The sequence below is a fragment of the Pararhodobacter sp. genome, from assembly GCF_034676545.1.
Classification (GTDB): domain Bacteria; phylum Pseudomonadota; class Alphaproteobacteria; order Rhodobacterales; family Rhodobacteraceae; genus Pararhodobacter.
Genome location: NZ_JAUCBZ010000015.1, coordinates 3,491,348 through 3,513,813, shown reverse-complemented (window position 1 = coordinate 3,513,813; position 22,466 = coordinate 3,491,348). Strand labels below are relative to the sequence as shown.

Sequence of the window (22,466 nt, the reverse complement as noted above, 5' to 3'; positions counted from 1 at the left end):
CTGATGGAGGCCAATAGCAGGTCTGAGATCACGGGCCTTTCTGGTGCCGACCGGCGCAAGATTAAAGCTGCTCAGATGCAGGCAAGCGATCAGATAGCGATTCTTGAGCAGGGGAAGGCCACCAACGGATCGGACTTCTATTCGTATAGATACCTTGCGACTGAAGGTTTTCTGCCGGGGTACAACTTCCCGCGGCTGCCGCTCTACGCGTTTGTTCCTGGCGAAGGAAAGGCCGGTTCCTTCCTGCAACGTGCCCGGTTCCTCGCAATCTCGGAATTCGGTCCACGAAGCCTGATCTATCACGAGGGTCGGGCTTACCGGGTGATGAAGGCCAAGCTGCCGCCAGAGGTGCGCACCGGGGATGGCTCGGAACTGGCTACCAAGGATATCTTCATCTGTTCCAATTGCGGCGCCTGCCACGAAGGAGAAGTCGAGCGCTGCCACGCCTGTAACTCGCCCATGGCGGGCGAGGTCCCAGTGCAGAAAACACTCCGGATCGACAATGTCGAAGCTGCCCCCGCGGACCGTATCACTGCGAACGACGAAGAGCGGGTACGCCAGGGATTTGATATCCAGACTGTTTTCTCTTGGCCCAGAAAGGATGGTCGGCTTCAGGTCACCGAAGCTGATTTCCGTTGCGGCGAAACATCGATACTCGCCCTCCAATACGCAAACAGTGCTGAGATCAGCCGGATCAACAAGGGACTAAAGCGGCGCAAAAACCAGACCGTCTTCGGCTTCAACATCGACCCGCGCAGCGGATATTGGGCGAAATCGGAAGACGAGGATCCGGATGTCGATGTGCCGCCGGACGTCGCAAGACCGGTCCGCATCGTGCCAATCGTGCGGGACCGCAAGAATGCGCTTCTGCTCCGCTTCCGCGAACCAGATGCCTACACCCCCGAAACAATCGCCACCGTCCAACATGCGCTATTGCGCGGAATTGCGGTCACTTTTCAGCTTGAAGAGGGCGAGATCCTTGGGGAGCCGTTGCCCGCCCGAGATAACCGACGCTCAATCCTCGCCTATGAAGCGACGGAGGGCGGTGCCGGTGTCCTAAACCGCTTGGTCGAAGACGTACATGCCTTGGGCAAAGTGGCGAGGCAAGCATTGTCCATCATGCACTTCGACAAAGTCGACGATGCCATCGCGGCGGGCGATGCGAAGCTCCTGGTGGATCGTGCTGGTGATGCCTGTGTCCGTGGCTGCTATCGTTGTCTGCTCTCCTACTTCAACCAGCCGGATCACGAGTTGATTGACCGCACCAGTGATGAAGCGAAACAAATGCTGATCGATCTTGCGCGGGGTGAAGTCATACTGGCGACGAAATCGTCTCGCTCGGCGAGTTCAGAAGGATGGGAGCCTGCCTTCAAGGATGCCGGGATACCGGCCCCGGATAGCGCTTACGTCACCTTCGCCCAACAGGACATGAGCTTTGTTTGGGGTAATCATTTTGTTGCCGCCTGCACCGAAGTCCTGTCTGAGGCCGCGCGCGAGGTCGCTGACAAAAAGGGCTGGACGCTTTTCGAGTTACCCGAGACTTGCGCCGGCGGAGTGCCCGACGAGCTCATTTCGATGTTCAAGGATTAATCTAATGGCCGTAAATTTTGCTCCCGGAGATCTTGTGCGCGCGCGTGGGCGGGAATGGGTGGCATTGCCGTCTCCGCGCGAGGGCATTCTGGCGCTACGCCCGCTTTCTGGCAGTGAGAATGACACGGTCATCCTTGACCCATCGCTCGAAACCCAGCCGGTTGAGGCAGCCCGCTTCGACTTGCCCAACGACGCAGCGGTCACCGTCCAGTCGAAGGCAGCGCTCTTGGCAGACGCAATGCGGCTAACTCTTCGACGTGGAGCGGGCCCATTCCGCTCGGCCGCGCAACTGGCATTTGAGCCCAGAACCTATCAACTTGTTCCGCTGTTGATGGCGCTTCGCCTTCAAATTCCACGCCTCTTGATCGCCGATGATGTCGGAATCGGGAAGACAATTGAGGCGGGCCTGATCCTTCGTGAACTGATGGACCGCGGCGAAGTCGATAGTTTCTCAGTTCTTTGCCCGCCGCACCTCGTCGAGCAATGGGTGGGGGAGTTGAAGCAGCGCTTCGGGATCGATGCTGTCGCCGTCACCTCAGGCAGTGCTGCCCGACTTGAGCGCAGCCTCCCGCTCGCACAGACGCTGTTCGATGCCTTCCCCTACACTGTCGTCAGCCTTGACTACATCAAGGCAGAAAAGCGTCGTGAAGGCTTTGCTCGAGCGTGCCCCGATTTTGTGATCGTGGACGAAGCCCATGCGTGTGTGGGGACGCACAAGGGCAAGCAGCAACGTTTCGAACTGCTCTCTGGCCTTGCCCGCGATCCGGAGCGTCGGATGATCTTTCTGACAGCGACCCCCCATTCAGGTGATGAAGATGCGTTCGGTCGCCTTCTTTCACTAATCGAGCCGTCCTTTGGCGCGATGAATTTTGATGACGCCCGCTACCGGGAACGTCTGGCGCGACATTTCGTGCAGCGCCAGCGGATCGATCTCATTTCGGGGGAATGGAACGAAAACCGCGCTTTCCCAAAGCACGAAACGACCGAGTCCCCTTACCGGCTGTCGCAGGCGCATCTCGATTTCCAAGAGGCGGTACTAGGTTACTGCTTTGGCGTTGTCTCGCGAGCAGGTTCTGGGCTTCGGGAACGGCGTCTCGCCTTCTGGGGCACGCTCGCCCTGATGCGCTGTGTTGGGTCGTCGCCAGCTGCCGCCCTCAGCGCCCTTCGCAACCGGATGTCCAATGAGAGTGATCGACTTGAGCCGCAGATCTATGACGAAGACTCCGATGACGAAGATGCTGTCGATATCGAACCCAGCACTGGCTTTGATACTGATCCGGCCCTCTTGGCCTTGGTCGTCCAGGCAGAAGAGCTGATTTACAAAGCCGACCCGAAGCTTACAGCTCTTATCGATGCGCTCACGCCGCTGATCAAGAAAGGCGCGAACCCCGTCGTATTTTGCCGCTATATCGCCACTGCTGAGCATGTCCGTGATGGACTGCGGAAGGCGTTTCCCAAGCTGGCCATCGAAGCCGTTACAGGCGTTTTGACACCCGACGAGCGCCGTGACCGCGTGGCCGAAATGGCGTCGGCCGATGACCAGAAGGAAATTCAGCGCATCTTGGTGGCCACCGACTGTTTGTCCGAAGGGATTAACCTTCAACAGCTCTTCGACACCGTCATTCACTACGACTTGTCTTGGAACCCTACCCGGCATCAGCAGCGCGAGGGTCGCGTTGACCGCTTTGGACAGCCGGCAGAGCTTGTCCGCTCGATCATGATGTTTTCACCGGATAGCGCCATCGACGGCGCCGTTCTCGAAGTGATCCTGCGTAAGGCCGAAGAAATCCGCAAGGCAACTGGCGTTACTGTGCCACTCCCTGACAATCGGGGGCCCGTAACTGACGCGCTGATGGCTTCGATGATGTTGCGCCGGGGTGGAACAAGGCAGCTGGCGCTCGACCTTCGCCTCGACGATGGCACGAAAGCCATGGAAGCGCGCTGGCGCGACGCATCAGATAGCGAGAAGAAATCCCGCGCACGCTTCGCCCAGAATGCGATGAAGCCGCAGGAAGTAGCACCAGAGTGGGAAAAGGTTCGCACTCTCCTTGGATCGCCAGAAGATGCGAAGGTTTTCATTGAACGCGCTATGTCCCGCTTTGGCGTGCCTCTGGAACCTCGAAAGACCCTGTTGGTTGCGCATGTCCACGCGCTGGAGGCAGGCCTCAAAGAACGGCTGGCACAACGGGGCCTGACCGGCTCAATTCGTCTTGCCATGATTGAACCCGCGCCGTCAGGGACAGCACTGCTCATCAGAACTCATCCACTGACAGCCACTCTCGCGGAGGCACTGGTAGAGGCATCGCTTGATCCAGAGGCGTTGTCCGGTCTTGGGATCGGCCGGGTTGGTGCCTGGCCCACCTCAGCCGTTCAGCAGGTTACCCGGGTGGTCCTGCTTCGGATCCGGTTCAAGCTGACTGTCCATGCGCGAAAAGAACGTCTGCTCTTGGCCGAGGAAGCGGCCCTTGTCGCACTGCAGGGCGGCAAGATTATCGCCAACGGCGAAGCAGCCCGCGCGTTTCTGAACACTCCCGCAACCTCTGACCTCGCTTCGTCAGCTCGGGATCGCTTTATCGGCAAAGCGAAAGAGGATCTGCCCGACCTGCTCGGCGGCCCGTTGGCGGAGTTTGTCAAAACCCGTTCCGAAGAGCTCATGCAGGATCACGCCCGCCTGCGTGCCGCCGCCGGATCGGCCTCTCGCGTCACTGTCGAGGCCGTTCTGCCGCCAGACGTCATCGGTCTGTTCGTCCTAATGCCGAGCGAGGTCTGATCATGGCGCGCAAACCCATCGTTGACATGTCCGCCTGGCCATCGCTTAGCCTTGAAGGCAACCTTATCGCGCCTGCCATGGTCGCTGCAGCCGACCGTCGTGAGGCGTCAGAACAGACGGAGGCTGATTACCGCATCCGCAAGGGGCTGACGATCCGCGAGGAAATCTCAACCGCTTTTCGCGTCGGCCAGTCCCATTTTGACACCTTTGCCAAGATCGCTGACCCCTCCGCAGATGCGACGCGACGCTTTATCAAAGCCTTTCTGCAGGAAACCTTTGGCTTCGATGACCTTGCCCCAGCGGATGGCGCTTTGGCCTTCATCGCGGGCGGACGAGTGCCGATCGTGGTTGTACCCCCATCAGACGAAAAACTTGACCGGCGCAGTGCGACGCTCTCGACTGACCGCACACGCTCCCCCGCCTTCGCGCTTCAGGACCACCTGAACGAGCATGACGAAACCCTCTGGGGGCTCGTTACAAACGGTACCTTGATCCGGTTGATGCGCGACAACGCATCGCTGACCCGCCCAGCGTATATCGAGGCCGACCTCTCCCAGATATTCACCAACGAGGATGCCGCCTCCTTTGCCGTCCTCTGGCTACTGATCCATCGCACCCGCTTTGGCGTCGCAGACGCCCCGGCGACAGATTGCGCGCTGGAACGCTGGCGCGACGCAGGGTCGAAGGAAGGCGAAGTTGCGCGCGACAGATTGGCACTTCAGGTCCAGATCGCGCTCAAGGTTCTCGGGTCTGGCTTCCTCGAGGCCAACCCTGATCTCGCGACCAAGTTAAAATCAGGCGAGGTCAACCTGACCGAGTGGTTCAACGAACTCCTCCGCCTTGTCTACCGTCTGATCTTCCTGATGGTGGCCGAGGATCGCAATCTCCTGCACCCCGAAAAGGGCAAGCCCGACGCCCGCAAGCTTTATGCAGAGGGCTACAGCCTGGTGGCCCTGCGCGCGCAATGCTACCGCGCCGCCTCGTGGGACAAGCATCACGACCGCTATGAGGGCGTCAAGATTGTCTTTCATGCGCTGGCCCATGGCCAGGCCGCACTCGCGCTTCCGGCCCTCGGCGGCCTCTTCTCCGACGACAAGCTGCCCCACCTCGAGACTGCCCGCCTGCGCAATCGTGCCTTCATGGAGGCGCTCTACCGCCTCTCTTGGCTCGACCAGAAAACCGGCATGGTCCCTGTTAACTGGCGCGCCATGGAGACCGAGGAACTGGGCTCCGTCTACGAATCCCTCCTCGAACTGCAGCCGCAGTTGGGCGACGACGGCAAGACCCTGCTCTTCGCGTCTGAAGCCGCCGAGCAGAAGGGCAACCAGCGCAAGACCACAGGCTCATACTACACGCCCGACAGCCTCGTTCAGGCGCTGCTCGACACTGCGCTCGATCCGGTGCTGGACAAGACAGAGGCCGAGGCGGACGATCCCGCCAAGGTGCTGCTGAAACTCTCGGTCATCGATCCCGCCTGCGGCTCGGGCCACTTCCTGCTGGCCGCCGCCCGCCGCATCGCCACGCGGCTCGCCCGCATCCGCGCCGATGGCACGCCGTCGCTCTCCGATTTCCGCCATGCCCTGCGCGATGTCGCGCGGTCCTGCCTGCACGGGGTGGACCGTAACCCGATGGCGGTAGAGCTGACCAAGGTCGCGCTGTGGATCGAGACGGTGGACCCCGGCCTTCCCCTCGGCTTCTTCGACGCGCAGATCCGCTGCGGCGATGCGCTATTGGGCGTGTTCGACCTCAAGGTGCTGCAAGACGGCATCCCCGATGCGGCCTACAAGCCGCTGACGGGTGACGACAAACCCACCGCGAAATACTACCTTCAAGCCAACCGCGCCGCGACGTCCGGTCAGGGCGGGTTCGATTTCGGCACCGGCCAGGTTGCCATGCCCGAGATGAAACCGCTGGCGCTGGATTTCTCGGGCTTCCGCGATCTGCCCGAGGATACGGTCGAGCAGATCGGGGCCAAGGCCGCGCGATTCAAGGAACTGCGCAAGGGGCAGGCCTTTGTTCGGGCGACGGCGGCGGCGAACCTGTATGTCGCGGCCTTCCTGCTGCCCAAGGTTGGCGGCGCACCGGCGGGGGCCTCTGCCCGCACCGTGCCAACGACCGAGGAGCTGTGGATGGCCCTCAATCAGGGCAAGATGCGGCAGGCGATGATGGACGCGCCCAAGGCCGCCCGCCGCGCCCGCGCCTTTCACTGGCCACTGGAGTTCCCCGATGTGATGCAGCGGGGTGGGTTCGACGTGGTGCTGGGCAACCCGCCGTGGGAGGTGATGCAGCTGTCAGAAGAGGAATACTTTGCGTCGCGAAGGCCCGAAATCGCCGAAATGAAAGGCGCGGCGCGAAAGAGAGCAATCGCGGCACTTGAAAAGAACGACCCAAACGCATTTTCAGAGTTCACGAAGAGCAAGCGATCCTTTGATGCCAGCAATGAATTCTCAAGAGAGTCTGGGCGATTTGATCTCACTGCCCGAGGAAAGGTGAACACATATAGCCTGTTTGCTGAGTTATTCTCTGAACTTGCACTGAGGCGCGCCGGAATCGTAGTGCCAACGGGAATAGCTACTGACGCAACGACGGCAACTTTCTTTGCTCACCTTGTCGAAGGAAAAAGGATCTCCCGACTTGTGGATTTTGAAAACTCTGCGCCGATTTTTCCAAGCGTCCACAGGAGCTATAAATTCGCCCTCCTGACGCTTGGCAGAGATGAACCGGTAGCACACTTTGCCTTCTACCTAACCGAACCCTCTCAGATTGCAGAACCGGAACGCAACTTCAGTCTTTCACCTCAGGAAATCGCCGCCATTAATCCGAATACCAAAACGGCGCCGGTCTTCCGCACGAGGCATGATGCGTCACTGACTGCAAAGATCTGCTCTTTCGGTGCTGCACTTATTGATGCGACCTGTAAACCAGAGCGCTCGCCATTCGAAGTAATTGTGATTCAGAATTTCTTTACATCATCAAATCAGTCAGATGCAGAGCTATTTGAGAAATATCTGGGGCATGATAGCAATGGTAATCTTCTACCTGTAAAGAGGGGAGGATCCATCTGGCACTACGACCATCGCTTTGACGCACCCGAACAAATCCGCCTCGGCGCACAGGACTGGCGTGGGACTGATCGGTTTGTTCCCAAGACAGAGGTGGCTAATCGACTTCTGGAAAAGGGGTGGCGCCGCAGCTGGATGATGGGTTGGCGAGATATAACCAACGCATCCAACGAAAGGACAGTCGTGGCGGCCGCGTTTCCGATAACGGCAACAGACGATACACTATCGCTGTTGTTGCCATTGATTGACCCGCCGGCGCTAAGTGCATGCTTGTTGGCAAATCTAAATAGTCTGACCCTAGATTATGTTGCTCAAGCCAAAGTAGGCGGAACACATATTCGAAAGAATGTAATTGCGCAGTTCCCAACGCTTCACCCAGAATCTTACACTGCGCCCCAAGTGGCTTTCATCACTCCGAAGGTGCTGGAACTCACCTACACCTCGCACAGCCTCGCCCCCTTCGCCCGCGATCTGGGCCATGACGGCCTGCCCTTCGCCTGGGACGAGGACCGCCGCGCCCTCCTCCGCGCCGATCTCGACGCCTTCTACGCCCGCGCCTACGGTCTGACCCGCGACGAGCTGCGCTACATCCTCGACCCCGCCGACGTGAAGGGCCCCGACTACCCCTCGGAAACCTTCCGCGTCCTGAAGGAAAAGGAAATCCGCCACCACGGCGAATACCGCACCCGCCGCCTCGTCCTCGCCGCCTGGGACCGGATGGAAGCGAACGGCGAATTCGCGGCGATGGGGATGTAGGGGATGGGCGTCGTTGATCCGACCAGGTATGGCCAGTTCAAGCCACTGTTTTGCGCATGCGTCCGAGAAATCTATAAGCCGGAAGATGATTGGCTATCGGACCCCATCACCGAGATTGAACTCTTGGGATCAGACGGGCTTCCGGACGAATCGGACTTCGCTATTTTGCCTTACATCGGTCTGTTTCTTCATGAAGTCCGGCAGGGTCTCGTCGACCCGTTTGTCATTGCCCTTTCGACGCCAGGCATGGCTGAGGAACCCGCCTCTCTATTTATCCAGCCGGATCTGTTCGGCGGTCAACCTTCCGCTCAGGATGACACCGAGCGCGCGCTGATCGACCAGCTGATCGCTGCAACGAAGCTCTACAACAGCGGAGTGGCGATCAAGGAGCTGTTCGCCTTCACCATACGCTTGCGCGAATTCGCCCCGTTCAACGCGATGCTGTTGCACATCCAGAAGCCGGGGCTGACCCACGCAGCAACGGCACAGGACTGGCACAAGCGGTTCGGGCGGGTGCCGAAGAAGGGCACCCGCCCACTGTTGGTTTTGCGCACCAAGGGCCCGGTCGATTTCGTCTTCGACATCCTCGATACCGAGGGGCGCGATGTCCCGGTTGATGCCTTTGCCTTCCCCACCTTCGGCAACCTGACCGACAACCGGTTCACCGAATTCATGCGAGCGGTGAAGAAGGAACGGATCGACCTTGTCGCCCTTGACGCCGGCGATGGCCAGGCAGGCTGGATCAGGTTGCTGGCGGCTTCGACTGCCAAGTCCGGCAAGAACCTCTATCAGCTCGGCTACAACAGCAATCACGACGCCGCCACGCGCTTCGTCACGGTGGCGCATGAATTGGCGCATCTCTACCTGGGGCACCTCGGGCTTGATGCTGGTCGTCGGGTGCCGGATCGGAGGGATACGCCGCACGCGCTGATGGAAGTCGAGGCGGAAATGACGGCCTATCTGGTCGCAATGCGCAACGGGCTGAAACCCAGAAGTGAAAGCTATCTGGCCAACTACAAGGGCGCTTTCCAAGATTTGAACCTGTATGCAGTGACCCGGGCGGCGAATGCCGTGGAAACAGCTATGGGCATCGCGGCGCAGAAGCTCTGGAACGAGAAGGCTTAGGGAAATGATCCAGTCGCCCCAGAGCTTTATTGTCAGCCAAGAATGCCAGAAGGTTGCCTGGCAGAACGGCTATCGCCGCGCCTTGGGCGAAGCGGATGGCTGGGCGCGATATGGGTCTACGACCGCGAAGGGCACCGTTTGGTTCGCGGCAGGTGGGCACGAGGGGCCGTGGTTCTTGGCGCTCGATCACGGTGGGATCGTTGAGGACCTAAACTTGCCGCCCGCTGATGTGCCCGGTCCGGGCTTGCTGCGCTATGCCTATCACAACCTGACCGCGCTCTATGCTGTGATGCCACGCATCTATCAGTTGGCCGTGACGTTACCTGATGGCCCGCTCGAAGAATTTCGTGCCGCAATTGCAGGCTTGCCTAAGACCACCGAGGCCGAACGATTGGTCATCCAGCGCGTCGGCCAGGATATCTTCCGCGACCGACTGATGACCTATTGGCAAGGCCGTTGCCCCCTGACGGGTATCACCGACCCGGCGCTCCTGCGTGCCTCGCATATTGTGCCATGGAAGGACTGCATTGGCGACGCTCAGCGCCTTGATGTACATAACGGCCTTTTGCTTTCGGCTCTCTGGGATGCAGCGTTCGACCGTGGTCTTGTCACTTTCGCTGACGCCGGAGAACCTGAATTCTCTCCAGCCTTGAGCGAAGCTGCCCGTACTGAGTTACGCTGGCAGGCTTCGCTCTCGCTGACGTCGCGACAGCGGAAAAATCTTGCGTGGCACCGTGACCATGCTTTCAACGGTTCAGCGTCGCGAGATGCGAGCCAGAACCAATCAAACAATTTCGACCAATAAGGCTCCGCACATGACAATTTTCACGACAACCAGCTATCCCGTAGGCGCTCTGATCGCCGATATCGATCTTGGAAAGGTTGGCCTGCCAGATCTGCAACGCCCGTTTGTTTGGAAAAACGTCAAGGTACGCAACCTGTTTGACTCCCTCTACAAGGGCTATCCGGCTGGTTTTCTACTGTTCTGGGATACGGGGGCAGAAGGCGGGTTGCGGGGGATTGGTACTAAAAACACCAAGGCCGTTCCAAAGCTTGCGATTGTCGATGGCCAGCAGCGGCTGACCTCCCTTTATGCGGTCGTAAAGGGGGAGGAGGTGACACGGGCAAATTTCAAGAAAGAGCGCATCCGCATAGCCTTTAACCCGTTGACTGAGCGTTTCGCGGTCTGGGACGCAGCCATCGTGAAAGACAAATCCTACATTCCCGATATCTCAGAGCTTTGGCGCCCCGAAGCCAATGTATTCTCGATCGCGAGCGAATTCCTCGACCAGCTTTCTTCCGTGCGCGAGGTATCGGACGTCGACAAAAAGAAAATCCAGAACGCAATCGGTAAGCTGCATGGTTTAACCAATCAATACTCTTTCACAGCACTCACGCTATCTGCGACGGTGGACGGTGCCACCGTGGCGGATGTGTTCGTGCGCATCAACGGTGAGGGAAAGCAGCTCAATCAGTCGGACTTCATCATGACGCTGATGTCGGTCCATTGGGACGAAGGCCGCACAGAGCTTGAAGCATTCGCGAGCGCAGCGACAAAGCCACATGATGGCCAAGCATCCCCGTTCAACCATTTCATTAAACCTGCACCTGATCAAATGCTTAGGGCGACCATTGGTCTGGCGCTCAAGCGCGCAAGGCTCGAAAATGTTTACAACGTTTTGCGCGGTCGTGACGCGAAGACGGGTATCGACAACCCGGAAAAACGCGACGAACAGTTCCAGAAGATGCAGGCGGGACAGGCGGCTGCGCTTAACCTTGCGAACTGGCACCATTTTCTAAGCGCGCTGACACTGGCCGGGTATCGTGGTGAGAAGATGATTAGCTCGGGGACCGCGATCATCTACAGCTATGTGCTCTATCTGGTCGGAATCGTGGATTACGGTATCGACAAAAAATCGATGCGACAGGCCATCGCTGAGTTCTTTTTCATGGCAGCTTTGACTGGTCGCTATACCAATTCGCCAGAAACCCGTTTTGAGTCTGATCTGGCCATTGTCCGGGAACTTCCAGATGGCGCAGCGTATCTCGCGAAACTGAGGGAAATCTGCTCTACCACGCTGACGCCTGACTATTGGAGCATAACCTTGCCAAGCCAACTGGCAACGTCAGCGTCGCAGAGCCCATCGCTCTTTGCTTACAACGCGTCGCTGATCAAGCTTGATGCGGATGCGCTCTACAGTCCAGTGAAGATCGCTAGCCTTGTCGATCCGGCGGTCAAGGGGACCAAGGTTGCTCTGGAAAGGCATCACCTTTTTCCACGCGCCTATCTGGAAGGACAAGGGATCCGGGAACTGAAGAAAATCAACCAGATTGCAAACTTCGCATCGATTGAGTGGCCCGAGAACATCAGTATCGGGAAGCAGCCCCCTTCTGCCTATGTCCCGCCTCTTGATGCGGCGCTGTCTGCAGAGAAACGAACGCAGCTCTACTTCTGGCATGCGCTACCGCATCTGTGGTGGACTTTACCCTATGAAGATTTCTTGGTGCAGCGACGCGAGCGCATCGCTCGCGTTATTGAAGCGGCATGGAAACTCCTGGCGGGAAATGCGCCGATCGCCGATAAGACTGAAATAAGTGTGACAGAGTTGATCAACTCCGGTGAAACTGACGCGGTGGAGTTCAAATCGACTCTGCGCGTTAACCTGCACACAAATCAGCAGGATGACAAAATCCAAGTTTCTGCGCTTAAAACGATAGCAGGGTTTCTGAATGCTAAGGGTGGGACATTACTCATCGGGGTGGCCGATGATGGCGAAGTGCTGGGGCTGGAAGCTGACGGGTTTCCGAACGAAGACAAGATGGCACTGCACCTGGTGAACCTGATTACATCCAGGCTGGGCGACGTATTCCGTCCTTACGTTCACCCGAGGTTCGAAGAACAAGATGGAGTGCGTGTCCTGCTGGTGCGATGCGAACCTGGTCCGCGTGAGGCATTCCTTAAGGACGGCTCATTGCAGCGTTTTTTCGTTCGTGGTGGCAACGCCACTGCCGAACTTCAGGGCAGCGCAATCACCGAATACGTGAAGCAACGTTTCGAGAAGGCCTATGGCTAAACGTTAGCCATCCCTATTCGGCGCAGTATCCGGCCCGCGACCGATATCATGCCAAATCAATCGAAAGCAGTGTCCTCGAACTCCGTGGTCACTTACGGCGAGGATTCTTCGAAATTGCGGTCGCGCTGGGTCGCAATTCAACGGGCCTTTGCAACCAGCGAGCGGTCGGGCAGACGTAGTTCCGGTTCTTGGTGCTACTGACAGGCCCGCGCCTGATCTCGCAGGACCACGTAGTCGGCAAGCCAACCTGCGATCAGCGCGCTCTCGGGCAGCGCGTCCATCTCCTCCGCCACGCTCGCCTGCTCGGCGCGGCTGTATTCCACCACGGGCGGACAGATGCTGGGCGGCGCGTCAAAACCCGCCTTTGCGCAACCGGTCAACAAGCTCATTGCGATCACGAGGACGGCGAGCGGCTGCGTCCAGCATCTGGTGGTGGATTTCATTGGTACGCTCCAGTATGTTGATCCGCTCGGCGGCGCGGCCTGCGCGCTCGCCCATACGGCGGAGATTGAGAAGGAAGAGGGTGATCGTGAGCGCGGCGAGAGCGATCATCGCTACCCGCCGCGCCCATGGCCGGGAGAGGATCCCGGCCAGAAAGCTGCCCCACATCATCGCCGCCCTCGCGTCCAATCATCGATCCGTGCCCAGACCGCGACTGCAATCCCGCCCAGTGCCACCGCGATGAACACCCAGCGCAGGGTTTCTAGATACGGCACCAGCGGCAGCACCGCGTCCTGCGTCTCGGCCAGAACCTCCTGCGCAACCTCGATCCCGGCCGCGCCGACGGTCGCAACGCCGGCGGCCCCGGTTCCGCGCAGCGTCCGGCTCTGGGCCAGCACTTCGCGCGCGGGCGGTGTTTCCTCGATGAACGCCGTTGCCTGGACCGGGAAGCGGTCGCCCCAGGATCGCGCTGGGCCGAGGTCGATATGCATGAAACCCGAGCGCGGATAAAAGCCAAAGCCGAGGAACCCGACGGCGCGTGCTGCGGCCTCGAACGCCACCGGATCATGGTTGGCCATAGCGATGTCAAAGGCGGTGGCCAGCATGTGCTTTGACGCAGGTGCACCGCCGACGGCACGGTTATGCTCAGGGCTGCGATAGGCAGACAGCACGATTAGCGGCTTGGCGAGCCGATTGCGCAAGCGCTGCAACATGTCCATCGCCTCGGTGTTGATCTTGATCGCGCCACTGCCGCGGCAGGCCATCTCAGTTGGCGAGAAGCTGGGCCAGCGCCATGTGGTTTCGGGCACATCGCGCCAATGGGTGTAGGTCAGGGTCGGCATCGTGATCCTCCAGATGCGAAAAGGTCATGCCCCGCGCCACAGCGCGGGGCAGTCTTTTGGTTAGGGCGGGCATAGCCGCCGGGGTGAGTTTGTTGTTGGCTAGAGATGTGTGCGCCGCTCAGTCGGTTCGGCCGCGCTGGAACGCCTCAAACATCAGATCGCGCATGGCGCGGATGTCGGCCTCGATGCGTTCCAGCCGGTCGGCATCGCCCTTGCGGTCCTCGGCGCGCTGGCGATCGACGCGGTTGCGCTCGGCGATCAACTCGCGGTCAAGCCGTGCCAGCATGGCGTCGTTTGTAAACGCTTTGCGGGTGGCGGAGGCCAGCAAGGCGATACCGCCGCCGACCAGCGCAGTGACTGCGGAGGCTAGGCCATTGTCGCGAAGCGCTTGGGCGACCTCCTGCAGAAGCGTGGTGCGATCAGTCATGTCGGTTCTTTCATGGGGGACTTTCGAGACAGGTGCGGGCGGCGTCGCGAAGGGCGGCGGCGGCTCTGGTAGCGTTTTGGGACTAGCTTTACGGGGTCGCAGTCGGTCTGCACGACGACACGATCCCGACCTCGGCCGGCATCACAAAGGTGGGGCAGGTGTTCAGGCCAACGCGACCTTGTCGACGACCGCGGCGTTGTAAGGTCCCGCCAGTGGATCGAGGGCGAAGACCGTGTAGTCAAAGCCGGTCAGGGCGGCGATGGAGAAGAGCCCGCTGACGTCGCTCTGGCCGTGGAAGAGATATTTCTGATCCCCGCGGGCGACGGCCACCACGGGGCGCGAGACCGGCGCGCCCTCTGCCCGCACGATGCCGGAGAGGGCCCCATAGAGATGCGGAGCGCTGTCGCCATTTGTCCCCGTCGAGAAATGCGACAGGAAGGCGGGGAAGCCGGTGCCCGTGCGACCGATCACCGAGAAGCCTGCATCGTTGGTGCTGGTATAGGAGGTGGTGACATCCCAGGCGTTAGGCTCGGGCTCGCCGATCGGCCAGGCCTTGGCGAAGACGCTGACGGTCCCGGTGCCTTCAACCCGCAGCCGCGCGGTGATGGGCCAGCGATTGCGGCCGAGCGTGGCGAGGTTGATCGTCGCGAGATCGCCTTCGCCGCCCGAGGTGCTCCGGCGTCGGATTGCGATGGTCGACGATTGGGGTGCCGCGAAGATTGAGCCGTTCGGGGTCTGGGTCCAGGCGTCCGAGGAGCGGCAGAAACACACGCTGGTCTGATTGTTGAACGGGTATGGGAATACGGCGAGGATCTCGTTGGTCTGGCTTGCCGTGGCGTCGGCGGTGATCCGGAAACTCGAGCCAGAACCGCCACCGCCTGAGCGGCCGAAGACGGATTGCTGGCCGGCCGGGGCAAAGAAGCCCTTGGACCCGCCGCTGGTCAGGAGGGCGAGATCGGCTTCGGTGTTGGAGAAAAGCGTGTCGGCCGTAGCCCAGCGCGCCGGGGCAAGCCATTTGAATTGCGCCATGGTGTCAAAACTCCAGGATGAGCGTGTCGCTCGCCAGTGGGACGAAAGCGATGTCGGGGATAACGAGGGTGATATTGCCCGCGTCGGGCGGCGCGTAGGGGCCCGGCGGTGGGATTTCGCCAAATATGAGGGTGATGGCACCGCTCGCTGGAGGGACGAAGGGTCCCCCGCTGAACTCGAGAATGATGCTGTCTGCTTCGGGCGGCTCATAGAGGACCGGGGGCGGAGGGGTCGGGGCGCGGCCTTGAGCGAGGATCGCGGCGCGCATCAGGAGCAGGCTCATGCCACGGCCCCGGCCAGCGCACCCTGAATGACCCAGGCATCGGCGCCGCGCTTGCTGAGAGCGGCGCCGGACCATGGCCCATCGAGGGCGACCGATCCGGCAACGACACCATTTAGCGAGACGCCCGCGCCTGCGGTGATCGTCGCCACGCCGCTGCCCACCTGCGTGATGTTGATCAGCGTGCCGATCTCGAATGCCACGCTCGCCTCGGAGGGGATCGTCACTGTGACGGGGGAAGCCCCGATGGTTTCGAGGATGGCGCCTAGATCGATGAGTTCCAGCACATGCGCCGTGGCGGTGAGGGTGCGGATTGTCACAATGCCCGGACGCGGCACCTCGACCCACGCTCCGCCCGCGAAACGCGCAGACCGCGCCTCATCGGTGATCCAAACCTGCCAGCCGTCTTGCGGGGGCAGAAATACCCAAGCTTCAGCGCCTGTCTCTCCGTCCCAAAGCGCGAGCGCGCCGGGGTTTGTGGCGGCCCCAGCGGGCACGATCAGGATCTGGCCGGTGCTGCCGGTGACTGGAAGCGGGGTGCTACGCGATGCGGCGCGCGCCTGCACCATCACCGAGAGGCGGCGCAGGTCCTCGCTGAGGCTGGTGCCCCAATTGCGTTGGCCGGGATCGTAGAAGGCGCGCAGCCCCAATCCCGGCATGATCCGTTCTGGCATGTAAGTCCTCGTTGGAGTGCAAAGGAGTGACGGGATGAAGTGCCGGATTGCGCGAGGCGCGTTCCGGGCGCAGAGTGGGGGCCGTATGGCTTGCGGCACCCTTTCGGGCCTCTGCAAACTCGTGTTGAGAAGAGTTGGTAGCCCGTCCGTGTTTGACAGTATCGATTACCATCCCGAGCGCCGCAGCGCCCAGATCGCCTTGGCGCGTGCCGTTCTGCGCACGTGCGCGGAAACGGTCAGCCTGCACCAAGCCTGCGCGGTGCTGCTGGCCTTGAGTGACGATCCGTTCGATCGTAGGCTGGCCGAGGAGTTGCTGCGCATGCAATGGGGTTGACGTGTGACTGCGCAGTTTGGGTGCCGCGCCACCTCCCGGTTCTTCGCGGACTTGGCCGTCGCATCGGCTCAGCTGCCCCAAAGATATCCCCAGCCGCGATCCCATCCAGCGGCAAAGGGCGCAGTCAGGCGAAACCAGCGCGCCTCGCGATCAGTGAGCCAGGTGCCCTCGACCAAACGGCGGGCCCTGACCGCGACCTCGATCTCGGCGGTTCGTTCCGGCGCGCCGCTCTCTTGGATATCTTCCGGCGCAAGGGTCCAGCTGGTGCCAGACCCCGCGTCGATGACGAGGCCCGCCGGCAGTATGGCCACGCCTGTACCTGGATCGATCCATCGAACCTCAATCATGTAGCCGACACCCGGCTCTGGGCCGATGGACGCGCCAGTGTGATCGACGATCACCGGGCTGGTTTGCGTCAGCCGGTCCCGATGCGCCCAGGTCAGTTCCAGATCACCGATGAGCAGCGCATCAAGGCCCGGCACGTAGCTGCCATTGCCCTGCACCCGGCCGGGCGGCAGCGGACGGAAGGCGCGGCGGTCCAAGGTCACACCATCCTCGGGGGCCAGTGCAAAAGCCAGCGTACCGCGCCCGGTTTCGGGCAGGAGCCGAACCGCCAGGATCTCGCCAGCAGCCCATGAGGCCTCGGTGATCCGTGCGGCCTCGTCGAAGAACACGATCGGCGTTCCCGCTACATGCGCGCGCGGCACCGTATCAAGGCAGCCTCGGCCCAGGGTGATCGTCATCTGGGTGATCCCATCAATGCGCACAAGCTCCCCGCCAACGCTGGCCAGCGTGCCAATCCCGATCTCGCCGATGTTGCGCCAACCGGTGACGGCAATGATCCGGTCTTCGGGGTGATCGGACATATCGCTGGCCAAAACCGCCGTCGGCGCAAAAGCCACGACACCTTCCTGCACGGGGCCGGAGCCAGGGTCGATCCAGAGTTGCGCCGCCAGAGCATCCGCACTGGGCCGCTCGCCCGTGGCGATCAGCGCGCCCGCGTCCGGATCCTCGGCAAGAATTCGGTCCGCCTCGCTGTGGCCCAACTCGCGGACCAGCAACCAATAGGGGGCTTCCTCGACCATCCGCCGCGCCAGCGCCCGAGGTGGTGCCGTAACGACGGTGCCACTCGGCATGCGCCCACCCGCAATGGCGGTCGCGCCCAGCGCAAACACATCCTCGGCGAGTTTGAGGCGAATTCCATTGTCACGCCCGTCGCCTTGGCCGATCTCGGAAACGCGCATGACCACATCCTGAAGCCCCAGCCTTTCCGAGCGCAGCCGGATTACATCACCCGGGCCAAGGTCCGCGCCCTCGCGGTTGACGACAATCTCGCCCGTCAGAAGCGGCACCGACAGCGCGCGCAGATCGCGTTCCGCCACGCGCACCGCAAGTCCCTGGGTGCGGATGCCGGGATAATCCAGTGTGGTGGCAATCACCTCGCCCATGGCCTGCACCCGGGCGGTGTCGGTCACACTGACCGCGCCCGTCTCGTCGGTGTTTGCATCGGTGAACCGGACGGTGACGCTGTTGATCAGATCCGTCGGGGCGCGCCGCCCCAAGCGGCCCCAGTCGACAACATTTGTCTCATCGAACAGGGGCAGTGTGGCTGCCGTGTAATCGGCCCGGATCAGTTTGATCTCCCAAAGCCCGGTGCGCCGGTCAATGAACAGCGTCGCATCGATAGGGTCGAGTATGCTGGCAATGAACTCTTCGATTGAGCTGTCCTGCTGCCAAATCAGCGACAGGCCGAAGCCTTCGGCGTAGAGCGTATCGGCCGCTGCGGCAAAACTCGCCCCGATCTCGACGCTCGAGTACCCGAGACCCCAGTCGCGATTGGTCAGGCACTCGCGGATGATATGCGCGGGGTTCATGTCCGGCCCGTTGACAAACGCCCCGCGCAGGGAGGCGACCAGTGCCTGGCTGTCGCCGGGCGGGATTACCGGCACGCCATCAACCGGCGTACTGTCGATGCGCGCAGTCCAGCTTGTATCTGTGAGCGCAATATTGAAGCCAAAGATGTCGGTTGGGGGCAGGGTGGCGATGATGGCCTCCGCGGCATCAACCGAGGAGGCGGGTTCGGGAAACCCATCGGTGACAAAGATCGCGATCCGTCGTTTGGAACCGCTGCCCGCGAAGAAGGCGGCGGCCTCGGCAAAGGCCGCGTTGAAACTGGTGCCGCCAAAGGTGCTGATCGGCAGCGCCAGCATCCAGGCCTCGAGCTCCGTGTAGTCTCCGGGGCCCATGTCGCGCCGCTCAATCGATCCCGCGACCGTGGCGTTCCACAACACGATGCGCATGTCGTTGGGCCGGTCGGGATCGACGCTTGCGCCAATCTCACGGATCAGCGCGGCTACACCTGCCTTTTGCGCCGCCATACGGGTGCCCGACATCGAGCCCGAGGTGTCGAGCGCGATGTAGATCGCAGCATCGGAGATGCTGGCCTCGGGAACGATGGCCGCCTTCTCGGGATACCATTGCTGGGCACCTGCTTCACCGGACAGTACGCGGGTGATGCGCACGGCCCAGGGCTTCAGGTATGGATTGATGCCGAGATAGACCTGCCGCAGTACAAGACTGCACAGCCCGCGGTAGGCTGGCACCTCGCCATTCATGCGGGCTGCCAAATAGTCGTTCTGCCCCTGCTCTGGTCCGCCCATCAGCACATCGATATCACCGCTGATACCGCCTTCACGGCTCTCACCGCCAAAGAGATCAGGCGCGTCGATGCGGATCTGCCCGCCGACCGCGCCCGCGTTGCTGGCAGCGGTGGTCGCGAGCAGGCTTTCGACCGATTGTGCCGGAAAAGCCAAGGTGGCGGGCGACACCGTCCAGGACGTTGTCACGGTCGCCGGGTCAAACGCCACGCTTTGCAGCGTGACCCGCTGGCTTGTGCCAGTCGCCAATCGCAGCCGATAGTCTTGGCCAACCTTCACGCCAGGCAGCGTGCCGGGAAAGGTGATCGTCGCACCGGGTTCACCGGGCAAGGCGGCGGTCGCTGACATGCCCGTGGCAAAGCCTATGGGTTTCTCGAGCGCAGACCCTCCGCCAGAGCTGCTGCTGCCGGTTGTGACGGACCAGGCGGTGCGGCGATCAACCAGGATCTCGCGGATCGCATCGACTGGCCCATGGCATAGGGCGAGATGCATCCCCAGCGAATAGCGAAACCCGACAGTCTGCGATTTGCTACCGCCCATCGCTGGCCACCTGCGATGCGGACGGCTCGAAAGTTTCCAGCCGTATTTTGGCCACCTGGATCACCGGATCGACCAGCGCATCGCCGGTGGCGCGCAGGCGCTCGGCGTCGATGCCATGGCTAAGAAAATCCTGCCAGTTGAGGCCATGCCTTTGAAACCATGGCCGCACGCCTGCGAGGCAATAGCGCGCCGCGCGAAGATCCTGGATCGTGACAACAAGGGGTTCTGGGGCGGTTTGATCTGGATCCGTCATTTCTTGCCGCCTTTCTTCTTGATGGGATCGACCTTGAGATCACCAGCCCAGACCGTGTTGGGCCCGGTGATCAGCACGGTGCCGAACACCACTGGGATCGGGCGGCCTTCTTCGGCGGTGGGCAGCGAGAAATCGTCGAGCCCGGCCGCCTGAGGTTTCTCTGTCTTGGGGCGTGGGTTCAGCGCATAAGAAATCGCCGAGAGCACCAGCCCGAGAACGAGCCGCGCAATGAAGGTCCAGACCATGGGGGATTGCCGTTTGCAGGTGGGCGCTGCGAGTGCGCGTCAGACGATGGAGCCGCCACCGAAGGGATTGCTGGCCAGGGGATTTCGGGAAAACCACCGAAGTTGAGAAGATTGCCGAATTTGGCCGTGCAGGTGGCGGCGCGCAGGTCACAGCCCGGGGCGATGTCGACGAGGACGGGAACTGGATCGCTGGTCTCTGGGTCCAGTTCTGGCGCTGCCACAGCTGCGGCCAGATCCGGCATGGGGCGCGACAGCGTGAGCACCGCACCCGCATGGCCTGTGATGAAACCAAGCTGCGTCCCAAAGCGCAGCACCCCGCCGCGAAACCAGCCATCGGGCTGTTCTGCGGCCTCTGGGATCGTGACTGCATTGGCGGCAACGGCTGTGACTGTCCCGGTTTGCCAATGTTCCGCGATGTCGAGCCCGCAGCCTCGGCCATAAAGCGCGTGGCGGCAAAGCCGCTGGTACTTGGCCCGTACACCGGCCCGGCGCAGTGTGCTGAACACGGATTCGCAGGTTAAGAGGATGCGCGGACCCTCAACCTCGGCGCCGACAACGCGGCCTTTCCAATGCGCCACCGTCTCGCCCAGCACCTGCTCATGGCCGCGAAAGATCGTCAGCGTTACCGGCGTATTGCCCATGGGTGCCAGGAACCGCCGCGCGAAGGGATGCGACAAGGGCCAGGTCAGCTCCAGCCGCCCGCGCTCGATCTCGCTCGTCTGCACCACATCGCCATGGGCCACGGCGGCGGGGTCCCAAGTGATTGTCTCACCGCCGCTGCCCGCACTGGTCCAGGCGTCGACGCGGCTGGTGAAACGCCAGACCTGCTCCCCCTCGACGAATTGATAGAGGAAATACGGGCGGCCCTCGGCGCTGGAGGTTTCGATGCTGGCGTAGGTCATGGGTGGGGACTCAGCGGGTGTGAGTGGGCAGGGCGCTCACCTGTTTTGGGTGGCGTCGCAGGGGGTGCAAAATCTATTCGGCGCTAAACCGGCCTCTGGCGGGGCAGGCCGCTAATGGCAGGTTTGAGCCCTTAATGACTGATGCTGCGCTTTGCACGAATGGTTGCTTTGACTTGTCACGACAAAAGAAATACGAGGCCGCATGTCCAAAGCGCAAACTTCACCACTCGCCCAACCGCTGACATTGCCATGCGGCGCTACGCTGAAGAACAGGATCGCCAAGTCCGCAATGTCGGATTCTCTTGGCGACGGCGCTGGCAACCCAACCGACGATCAGATCAGGCTTTACGAACGGTGGGCCAAAGGCGGTCTGGCGTTGTCAATCATCGGCGAAGTTCAAGCGACGCCCCATTTTGCAGAGAAGCCCGGCAACCTCATTTTGAATGGCCATTCAGATCGAGACTTGCTCAAACGCCTCGCAAAAGCAGGGGCAACCGACAACGCGCATCTATGGCTCCAACTTGGACACGCGGGCGCAATGGCGGATGCCCCAATCAGCACACCAAAAGGACCCAGCGCGCTGGACTTGCACGGTCTGACCTGCGGAGCATTGTCTTTGGACGAGATACACGCGCTGCCCGCCGAATTTGCTCGCACTGCGAGCCTCGCGAAAGAGCTTGGGTTCGGGGGCGTGGAACTGCACGCGGCCCATGGATTTCTGCTCAACCAGTTTCTTTCGCCCTTGTTCAACAAACGAGCGGATGCCTATGGGGGCTCTCTGCAAAACCGGATGCGGTTGTTGCTTGAAGTGATCGGTGCGGTGCGCAAAGCGGTTGGTCCCGAATATCCGGTCGGCATCAAATTGAACGCCACCGATCAGCTTGAAGGCGGTTTTGATGAAGATGAATCACTTGAGGTAGTTGCAGCAGTGGACAAAACGGGAATCGACCTGCTCGACATCAGCGGCGGCACATACTTTCCCGGTGCGGCATCATCCTCTGATCGATCTGGCTCTGGCCCCTATTTTTTGGATTTCGCAAGACGCGCTCGTGCAAAGACAAACATACCTTTGATGGTCACAGGTGGGTTCAAAACGCTCGCTCAAGCCGAAAATGCCATCGCTGATGGCTCCGCCGATGTTGTCGGTTTGGCGCGTACGTTGATTGTTGATCCAGAACTGCCGTCCTTTTGGTTATCCGGTCAGCGGGCTGAACCGCAGTTTCCGCGTTTCAAGAACCCGCCTGAAGGCGGTGTGACCGCATGGTACACGATGCAGATCACGCAGAATGCAAAAAGTGAGGTCGCGCTTTCGCCTGATGACTTAGAAGACGCCATTGCGGAATACGAGAACCGAGACGACGCGCGGCGGCGGATTTGGAATTCAAAGCTAAGCTGACTTAGGCGCAACCGCAGCGAATGCTAACTTCGTCCGCACTGCAGACCCTAGCGTAACACGCAGCGAACG

Annotated in this window: 18 protein-coding genes; 8 read left to right on the top strand and 10 right to left on the bottom strand. The window is 61.0% G+C overall.

The annotated features are described in order from the left end of the window. Window positions 1–3 precede the first annotated feature (3 nt). From VDQ28_RS20680 to VDQ28_RS20655, 6 genes are read left to right on the top strand one after another with little or no spacing between them, the layout of a single operon-like run. Complete coding sequence (locus VDQ28_RS20680; protein ID WP_323037736.1) at window positions 4–1,590, top strand: DUF1998 domain-containing protein; 1,587 nt, start codon at window positions 4–6, stop codon at window positions 1,588–1,590. A 4-nt stretch (window positions 1,591–1,594) separates the two neighbouring features. Further along, complete coding sequence (locus tag VDQ28_RS20675; protein ID WP_323037735.1) at window positions 1,595–4,360, top strand: DEAD/DEAH box helicase; 2,766 nt, start codon at window positions 1,595–1,597, stop codon at window positions 4,358–4,360. Between the two features lie 2 nt (window positions 4,361–4,362). Next, window positions 4,363–8,178 carry an Eco57I restriction-modification methylase domain-containing protein gene (locus VDQ28_RS20670; RefSeq protein WP_323037734.1) on the top strand — a complete coding sequence of 1,272 codons (3,816 nt, stop codon included), beginning with the start codon at window positions 4,363–4,365 and terminating at the stop codon, window positions 8,176–8,178. A 3-nt stretch (window positions 8,179–8,181) separates the two neighbouring features. Continuing rightward, window positions 8,182–9,303 carry an ImmA/IrrE family metallo-endopeptidase gene (locus VDQ28_RS20665; protein ID WP_323037733.1) on the top strand — a complete coding sequence of 374 codons (1,122 nt, stop codon included), beginning with the start codon at window positions 8,182–8,184 and terminating at the stop codon, window positions 9,301–9,303. Window positions 9,304–9,307: 4 nt separating this feature from the next. Next, on the top strand, window positions 9,308–10,108 hold the full coding sequence (locus VDQ28_RS20660) for an HNH endonuclease (RefSeq protein ID WP_323037732.1): 801 nt from the start codon (window positions 9,308–9,310) through the stop codon (window positions 10,106–10,108). Window positions 10,109–10,118: 10 nt separating this feature from the next. Further along, window positions 10,119–12,377: a GmrSD restriction endonuclease domain-containing protein gene (locus tag VDQ28_RS20655; protein WP_323037731.1), complete on the top strand. Its 2,259-nt coding sequence runs from the start codon at window positions 10,119–10,121 to the stop codon at window positions 12,375–12,377. 194 nt (window positions 12,378–12,571) lie between these two features. Here the strand turns inward: VDQ28_RS20655 and VDQ28_RS20650 are convergent, their stop codons facing one another. From VDQ28_RS20650 to VDQ28_RS20625, 6 genes are all read right to left on the bottom strand, one after another. Next, window positions 12,572–12,820, bottom strand: coding sequence for a hypothetical protein (locus VDQ28_RS20650; RefSeq protein WP_323037730.1), 249 nt, complete (start codon window positions 12,818–12,820; stop codon window positions 12,572–12,574). 165 nt (window positions 12,821–12,985) lie between these two features. Beyond that, window positions 12,986–13,660, bottom strand: coding sequence for a YcbK family protein (locus tag VDQ28_RS20645; protein WP_323037729.1), 675 nt, complete (start codon window positions 13,658–13,660; stop codon window positions 12,986–12,988). A 118-nt stretch (window positions 13,661–13,778) separates the two neighbouring features. Then, window positions 13,779–14,087 carry a hypothetical protein gene (locus VDQ28_RS20640; protein WP_323037728.1) on the bottom strand — a complete coding sequence of 103 codons (309 nt, stop codon included), beginning with the start codon at window positions 14,085–14,087 and terminating at the stop codon, window positions 13,779–13,781. Between the two features lie 162 nt (window positions 14,088–14,249). Continuing rightward, entirely contained in the window at window positions 14,250–15,116 is an 867-nt protein-coding gene (locus VDQ28_RS20635; RefSeq protein WP_323037727.1) for a hypothetical protein, read from the bottom strand. A 4-nt stretch (window positions 15,117–15,120) separates the two neighbouring features. Beyond that, a complete protein-coding gene (locus tag VDQ28_RS20630; RefSeq protein ID WP_323037726.1) occupies window positions 15,121–15,399 on the bottom strand; it encodes a hypothetical protein in 279 nt (92 codons plus the stop codon). After that, window positions 15,396–16,070 carry a DUF2793 domain-containing protein gene (locus VDQ28_RS20625; protein ID WP_323037725.1) on the bottom strand — a complete coding sequence of 225 codons (675 nt, stop codon included), beginning with the start codon at window positions 16,068–16,070 and terminating at the stop codon, window positions 15,396–15,398. Before VDQ28_RS20625 ends, VDQ28_RS20630 begins: the two co-directional genes overlap by 4 nt. Window positions 16,071–16,218: 148 nt before the next feature. On the opposite strand from VDQ28_RS20625, the gene VDQ28_RS20620 reads away from it, so the two are divergent. Next, the gene (locus VDQ28_RS20620; RefSeq protein ID WP_323037724.1) at window positions 16,219–16,404 is read left to right on the top strand and encodes a hypothetical protein; all 186 of its coding nucleotides are present in this window, start codon (window positions 16,219–16,221) and stop codon (window positions 16,402–16,404) included. A gap of 68 nt (window positions 16,405–16,472) precedes the next feature. On the opposite strand, the gene VDQ28_RS20615 is transcribed toward VDQ28_RS20620, so the two are convergent. The 4 genes from VDQ28_RS20615 to VDQ28_RS20600 are packed head-to-tail and all read right to left on the bottom strand — an operon-like array spanning window position 16,473 to window position 21,001. Continuing rightward, window positions 16,473–19,601: a phage tail protein gene (locus tag VDQ28_RS20615; protein WP_323037723.1), complete on the bottom strand. Its 3,129-nt coding sequence runs from the start codon at window positions 19,599–19,601 to the stop codon at window positions 16,473–16,475. Beyond that, a complete protein-coding gene (locus VDQ28_RS20610) occupies window positions 19,591–19,854 on the bottom strand; it encodes a hypothetical protein (RefSeq protein WP_323037722.1) in 264 nt (87 codons plus the stop codon). The genes VDQ28_RS20615 and VDQ28_RS20610 overlap by 11 nt, the downstream gene beginning before the upstream one ends. After that, window positions 19,851–20,099 (bottom strand): hypothetical protein, encoded by a 249-nt coding sequence (locus tag VDQ28_RS20605; protein ID WP_323034931.1) that lies wholly within the window; start codon window positions 20,097–20,099, stop codon window positions 19,851–19,853. The genes VDQ28_RS20610 and VDQ28_RS20605 overlap by 4 nt, the downstream gene beginning before the upstream one ends. Then, a complete protein-coding gene (locus VDQ28_RS20600; protein WP_323037721.1) occupies window positions 20,033–21,001 on the bottom strand; it encodes a phage BR0599 family protein in 969 nt (322 codons plus the stop codon). The genes VDQ28_RS20605 and VDQ28_RS20600 overlap by 67 nt, the downstream gene beginning before the upstream one ends. A 202-nt stretch (window positions 21,002–21,203) precedes the next feature. On the opposite strand from VDQ28_RS20600, the gene VDQ28_RS20595 reads away from it, so the two are divergent. Next, entirely contained in the window at window positions 21,204–22,397 is a 1,194-nt protein-coding gene (locus tag VDQ28_RS20595) for an NADH:flavin oxidoreductase/NADH oxidase family protein (RefSeq protein ID WP_323037720.1), read from the top strand. Window positions 22,398–22,466: the final 69 nt, after the last annotated feature.